Annotated in this window: 1 protein-coding gene; it reads left to right on the top strand. The window is 70.7% G+C overall.

Annotated features, from left to right (window positions below):
• Positions 1 to 109: 109 nt before the first annotated feature.
• Positions 110 to 1030, top strand: a complete 921-nt coding sequence (gene fmt / locus OJI97_RS09890; RefSeq protein WP_297663076.1) for a methionyl-tRNA formyltransferase — start codon at positions 110 to 112, stop codon at positions 1028 to 1030.
• Positions 1031 to 1081 lie beyond the last annotated feature (51 nt).

The raw sequence follows: 1081 nt of genomic DNA, 5'->3' as shown, positions 1-1081 counted from the left end.
GTCCCGCTCAGCGACGGTGGAAAGCGGGACCCCGGATCAAGTCCGGGGTGACGAAACAAAGAAGCGTGAGTCTTGCACCGCGCTGCAACCTCCGCCAAAGCGCCTCCCCATGCGCATCGCCTTCATGGGAACGCCGCCCTTTGCGGTGCCGACGCTCGCCGCGCTTCACGCGGCGGGGCACGAGATCGCCGCCGTCTACACCCAGCCGCCGCGCCCGGCGCAGCGCGGCAAGAAAGTGCAGCAAAGCGCGGTGCATATTTGGGCCGACGCGCACGCCCTGCCCGCCCGCACCCCGAAGAGCCTGAAATCCGCCGAGGAGCAGGCGGAGTTCGCCGCGCTGAACCTCGATGTCGCCGTGGTCGCGGCCTACGGCCTGATCCTGCCGCAGGCGGTGCTCGATGCGCCGCGCACGGGGTGTCTCAACGTCCATGGCTCGATCCTGCCGCGCTGGCGCGGCGCGGCGCCGGTGCAGCGCGCGATCCTGGCGGGTGATTCCGAGACCGGCGTGACGATCATGCAGATGGACGCCGGGCTCGACACCGGCGCGATGCGGCTGGTCGAGACGACCCCGGTCGCGGGCAAGAGCGCGGGCGCGCTCACCGGCGAACTCGCCGAAATGGGCGCGCGGATGATGGTGACGGTGCTGAGCGACCTTTCCGCCTTCGCGCCCGTGCCGCAGCCGGACGCGGGCGTCACTTATGCCGCGAAGATCGACAAGAGCGAGGCGCGGCTCGATTTCCTGACCAGCGCGGTGCAGGTCGAACGCCAGATCCGCGCCTTCGACCCGATGCCGGGCGCCTTCTTCGAGCTGGACGGCGAGCGCTACAAGATATTGGCTGCCGAGGTCGTCCACCCGGCGGAGACGGTCGCGGGGGCGGCGCCGGGAGTGACGCTCGACGACGCGCTGACGATCGCCTGCAACCCCGGCGCGATCCGCGCGACACGGGTGCAACGCGCAGGCAAACCCGCGATGGATGCCGCCGAACTGCTGCGCGGGCGGGCGATTCCGAAAGGAACGCGGCTCGCATGACGCTCCCCTCCTCCCCTCCTCGTCACCCCGGACTTGATCCGGGGTCCCGCT

Source organism: Sphingopyxis sp. (assembly GCF_025869345.1).
In the GTDB taxonomy this organism is placed as follows: Bacteria; Pseudomonadota; Alphaproteobacteria; order Sphingomonadales; family Sphingomonadaceae; genus Sphingopyxis.
The sequence above is the reverse complement of the archived record's forward strand: the minus strand, read 5'-3'. Positions and strand labels throughout refer to the sequence as shown.

What these genes read in the sequence shown, in the direction of transcription:
- fmt (WP_297663076.1), top strand. Translation starts at nt 110, where the DNA reads ATGCGCATCGCCTTCATGGGAACGCCGCCCTTTGCGGTGCCGACGCTC.